The 5,152-nt window shown below is 77.7% G+C and carries 3 protein-coding genes and 1 pseudogene; all 4 read right to left on the reverse strand.

Annotation, left to right across the window (positions count from 1 at the left end; genetic code table 11):
• Positions 1-488: pseudogene (locus AB6N23_RS17150) on the reverse strand (hypothetical protein); the annotation flags it as partial.
• A gap of 133 nt (positions 489-621) precedes the next feature.
• Positions 622-2,286 (reverse strand): LpqB family beta-propeller domain-containing protein, encoded by a 1,665-nt coding sequence (locus AB6N23_RS17155; protein ID WP_412867188.1) that lies wholly within the window; start codon positions 2,284-2,286, stop codon positions 622-624.
• On the reverse strand, positions 2,283-4,043 hold the full coding sequence (gene mtrB, locus AB6N23_RS17160; protein WP_412867189.1) for an MtrAB system histidine kinase MtrB: 1,761 nt from the start codon (positions 4,041-4,043) through the stop codon (positions 2,283-2,285). The genes AB6N23_RS17155 and mtrB overlap by 4 nt, the downstream gene beginning before the upstream one ends.
• Before the next feature lie 10 nt (positions 4,044-4,053).
• Positions 4,054-4,737, reverse strand: coding sequence for an MtrAB system response regulator MtrA (mtrA, locus tag AB6N23_RS17165; protein ID WP_378201756.1), 684 nt, complete (start codon positions 4,735-4,737; stop codon positions 4,054-4,056).
• Positions 4,738-5,152 lie beyond the last annotated feature (415 nt).

Consider the following 5,152-nt stretch of genomic DNA (forward strand, 5'->3'; position numbering starts at 1 on the left):
GTCGACGGCACGGGCACGACCACGACGGGCGGTGCGCCGCGGCCCGCACGCGTGGCCCCGCCCCCGCCCGTCCCCGGGCCGAGCACCCCCGCGACGTGCCGGCCGGCGGACACCATGGCGGCGGCGAGCGGACGGTCGAGGTCCGCCCGCCCGCCGTCCTTCCACGCGCCGACCGCCGCCCGGACCGCACCGGCGTAGGCCGCGACCGCCCACACCGGCACGAGCGTGCGGTCGACGAGGTCGAGCCGCGGCGCGTCGCGCTCGCACCGCCGCGGCACGCCCGTCAGCAGCGCGGTGCACGACGGGCACCAGGCGACGTCCTCGCGTCCGCAGCCGCCGCACGCGACCGGCACCACGAGCCGGAGCAGGTCGGCGAGGCCGCCGCGGAGCACCCGCGTGGCTCTGGCGACGGGACCGGCGGCGGGACCGGCGGCGGCACCGCCGTCACGTCCGGCGGCGGGGCGACGGTCGACGTGTGCCCGGGTCATCGCCCCAGCGTCGCGGCGTCCCGCACCGGCCGTCCGGGCCCCGGCCGCCCGCGGGGGACGCGCCCCGCGCGCGCCGGGGCTGTGGTCGGCCCGACGCAGGGACGGGACCGGACGCGGCCCGGGACGACCGCGGTCAGCCCGGGAACGCCGCCCCGGTGGCACCCGTGGCGCCCGGCACGCTCACCCACGTCCGCCCGTCGTAGCGCAGCAGGTCGCCCTCGGCCGTCACGACGTGCAGCGTGCGCTCGCCGCGCCCGGCCGCGAGCGCGACCGCACCGGCGACGACGGGCAGCGGGGTGCTGCGACCCGACACCGGGACGAGGTGCGGCACCGTCCCCGCCTCGTCCTCGGCGAGCACGGCCAGCGTGACCTCGTCGACCCAGACGACCGACGCCGTGGGCGTCAGCCGCGCGCCCTGGCGGATCGGCGTGCCGAGCCGGCGCGGGGCGTCCGCCTCGTCGCGCACCACGCCGGCGACGTCCAGGATCACGCCGTCCGGTCCGGACGACACGACGGCGATGCGGGTGCCGTCGCGCGAGACCCGCAGCGCCTGCACGGTCCGGCCCGCGAGCCACTCCCCCGTCACGTCGACCGGGGCGCCGCCCGGCCGCACCGCGACGAGCGGCGCCGCGGTGGCGCTGCGCGCCGTCCACACCCAGCCGTGCCGGTCGACCGACGGCGCGGCGAACGCCGTGCCCGACGCGAGGACCTCCCGCGGCTCGCCCGCGCGCGGCACCGTGACCAGCGTGCCGGGGTCCGCGAGGGCGACGCGCAGGTCGCCCGCACCGCGCGCGAGCCCGGCCGGCGCCGCGCCCTCGACCGGCGCGACGTCCTCCACCGGCGCGGGCTCCGCGGCCCCGGGCGTGACGACGCGCCCCTGCGCGAGGACCTCGAGCTCGCCCCCGGGCACCAGCGGCACGTCGGCCGCGCCGCCGTCGAGCACGACGCCGCCGGCCCGGACCCGCACGGACGCGATGCCGAGCGGGCGCAGGGACTCCTCCAGCTGCGCGAGCAGCAGGCCGCGGTCGGCGTCCTGGACGGCACCGGCCGGCTGCAGCGACACCTCCGCCACCCCGTCGCTGACGAGCACGGCCTCCGGCTTGAGCTCGACGCCCGCGGGCACGGCGGTCTGCACCGAGTCGCGCAGCCACGGCGACGGCCCCGCGAGCAGCGCCTTGACGACGGCCGTCGGCAGGTTGCGGTCGCGCTGCGGGAACCAGCGCACCTCCGGCACGAGCACGTCGGCGCCCGGTGCGAGGAACCACAGCCGTGCCGAGCGGTACTGCTGGTCGAGGTTGGCGGGCGTGATGACGACGCCGTCGGGCGCGTGCGTGATCCGCCAGTCGCCGTCGCCGTCCTGCACGAGCTCGAACCGGGCCGACTCGCGCGACTCCCGTGGCGTCTCCGCGAAGACGCCGCCCGCGTCGAGCTTGCCGACGACGTCGAGCTCGACCGTGACCTGCGCCTCGCCGGTCGCCTCGAACTCGACCGAGCGCGCCACCGTGGCACCCGCCGTCGGGTCCCACTCGGCGCGCGCGTCGCCCGCGAGGTACTCCCGCGCCACCGCGAAGTCGCCCGTGACCTCCGCCGCGCCCGCGAGGAGGAAGCCCTCGACGATCTCGGCGGGTCCCGCGTCGGCCTGCGGGCCCTGCGCGAGCACGACGATGCCCTCCTGCTCCCGCACCTCACCGTCCCCCGCGGTGACGGGCCCGGACGTGGGCAGCGCGACGCAGCCCGCGAGCGCGGCCGCGCACGTCGCCGCCAGGAGCGCCGCGGCGCGCGCCCTCAGCCGGGTCACGGTGCACCGCCCGTCGTGGAGCCCGCGCGTCCGGCGTCGGTCACGACGTCCGTGCGCGTCGGGTCGCGCAGGTCCGCGACGACGGCGATCTCGCCGGTCATCGCGGGCAGCTCGGGGAGCGCGGCCGGGTCCGTGCGGGGCAGCGGCGCGACCTCGGTCCGCTCGGGCGCCTCCTCGGGGACGAGCGGCAGCGGGGAGCCGTCCAGGAGGATGCCCGCGCGGCGCGGCAGGGTCAGGCGGAAGCACGCGCCCCGGCCGGGGCGCCCCCACGCCTCGAGCCGGCCGCCGTGCAGGTGGGCGTCCTCGAGCGAGATCGCCAGGCCGAGCCCGGTGCCGCCGGTGGTGCGGGCACGCGCGGGGTCGGCGCGCCAGAAGCGGTCGAACACGTGCGCGGCCTCCTGGGCGGTCATGCCGACGCCGTGGTCGCGCACGGTGACGGCGACGGCGCGGGCGTCGGCGCCGACGGTCACCTCGACGGTGCTGCCGTCGGCGTGCTCGACCGCGTTGACGAGCAGGTTGCGCAGGACGCGCTCGACGCGGCGCGGGTCGACGTCGGCCGTCGCCGGCTCGTCGCCGAGCCGCACGCTGAGGAACGAGCCGCGCCGCTGCGCGAGGGTGGTCGCGTGGTCGACGGCCTGCACCACGACGTCGCGCACGTCCCGCCGCTCGGCGTCGAGCACCGCGGCGCCCGCGTCGAACCGGCTGATCTCCAGCAGGTCGGCGAGCAGGTCCTCGAAGCGGTCGAGCTGCGTCTGCAGGAGCTCGGCCGACCGCTTGACGGCCGGGTCGAAGTCGTCGCGCGACGCGTGGATGACCTCGCCCGCCATGCGGATCGTGGTGAGCGGCGTGCGCAGCTCGTGCGAGACGTCGGAGACGAACCGGCGCTGCAGCGTGGACAGCTCCTCCATGCGCCGGATCTGGTCCTGCAGGCCCTCCGCCATCTCGTTGAACGAGCGCGCGAGGCGCGCCATCTCGTCGTCGCCGCGCACGGTCATCCGCTCGGACAGGTGCCCGTCGGCCAGCCGCTCCGCGACCTGCGCGGCCTGCTGGACGGGGTGCACGGTCCGGCGCGTCACCGACCACGTCATCGCGCCGAGGAGCAGGACGAGCGCCGCGGCCGCCAGCGCCAGCGTGCTCAGCAGGAAGTCGAGCCGCTGCTGCTCCGCCTCGAGGCTGTAGAGGAAGAACATCTGGTACGTGCCGACCACGGGCACGGTGACGTCCTGCCCGACGACGATCCCCGGCTGCGGCCGGCCGTCCTCGTCCGGCACCGACACGGACTGCCACTGCTGGCCGCCGCCCGCGGTCGCCTCCTTGAGCTCGCGGCTGACGAGGTCGACGAGGGTGCGGTCCGTGGCGGTGGCCCCCACCTCGACCGTCGACTGCTGCCCGGGCGCGCGCAGGACGAAGACCTCGCGCTCGCCGGAGCCGCCGCCGCGCTGCGCCGCCGTCACGTCCTGCAGCAGCTGCTGCACGTCGGCGCGCGTGGTCGCCGTCGCGGACGCGAAGACGTCCTGCGCCTGCCGCGTGCTGCGGGCGCTCTCGCCGAGCACCTGCTGCAGGCGGGCCTCGAACAGGCCCGAGCTGATGCGGTCGCCCACGTACGCGCCGAGCAGCGCGAGCGCGACGAGCCCGATGCCCAGCGTCGACACGAGCACGCGCACCTGCAGCGAGGACCGCCACCAGCGCGTGACGGCCCGCAGCCGGCGACCCGCCCGGACGCGGCCGAGCCGCCCCCAGGCGCTCACACGGACCACGGCACGCCCCTCACGTCCCCTGCACGCCCGCCTTGTAGCCGACGCCGCGCACGGTCACGACGATCTCCGGGCGCTCGGGGTCCGTCTCGATCTTGGAGCGCAGGCGCTGCACGTGGACGTTGACGAGCCGCGTGTCGGCGGCGTGCCGGTAGCCCCACACCTTCTCGAGCAGGACCTCGCGCGTGAAGACCTGCCACGGCTTGCGCGCGAGCGCCACGAGCAGGTCGAACTCGAGCGGCGTCAGCGAGATCGGCCGGCCGGCGCGCTCCACGCGGTGCCCGGGCACGTCGATCGACAGGTCGCCGATCGACAGGTGCTCGGGCGCCGGCTCGTCGCTGCGCCGCAGCCGCGCACGGACGCGGGCGACCAGCTCCTTCGGCTTGAACGGCTTGCTGATGTAGTCGTCCGCGCCCGACTCCAGGCCGAGGACGACGTCGACCGTGTCGCTCTTCGCGGTGAGCATGACGATCGGCACGCCGGACTCGGCGCGGATGAGGCGGCACACCTCGTTGCCGTCACGGCCCGGGAGCATGAGGTCGAGCAGGACGAGGTCGGGCTGGGTCTGCCGGAACACCCCCAGCGCCTCGTCCCCGTCCTCGCAGAACACCGGCTCGAAACCCTCCGAGCGCAGCACGATGCCGATCATCTCCGCCAGGGCGGTGTCGTCGTCGACCACCAGCACGCGTCCCCTCATGCCGGTGATCCTCTCACCGTCGGACGTGCGTCCGGGGGCGCCGCGCACCGCCGTGCGGGTGACGTCCCCGGACCGCGACCCGACCACAGGCCCCGGCCGGCGCCGTCCGGCCACGCACGCCCGTGACCTGGCCGGTCGCCGACCCCGCGCGTGGCACGATGGCCCCGGACCCGCACGCCGCACCGAGGAGCCGTGGAGAGCATGACCGCACCGCAGGACGACGGCACGTCCTCGTCACCGTGGGTCAGCCCGTCGGCGGGACGCCCCGGGACCGCCCCCGAGGGCGCTCCGGGTGCCGCTCCCGGAGCAGGTCCCGACCCCGCCTCCGTGCCCACGCCCGGCCCGGTGCCGCCGCCCGCGCCCCCGTCGCCGGGCGGGTGGGGCGCCCCCGCGTCGCCCCCCGGCTGGGGTGCGC

Source organism: Cellulomonas pasadenensis (assembly GCF_047229365.1).
Taxonomy (GTDB): Bacteria; Actinomycetota; Actinomycetes; order Actinomycetales; family Cellulomonadaceae; genus Cellulomonas.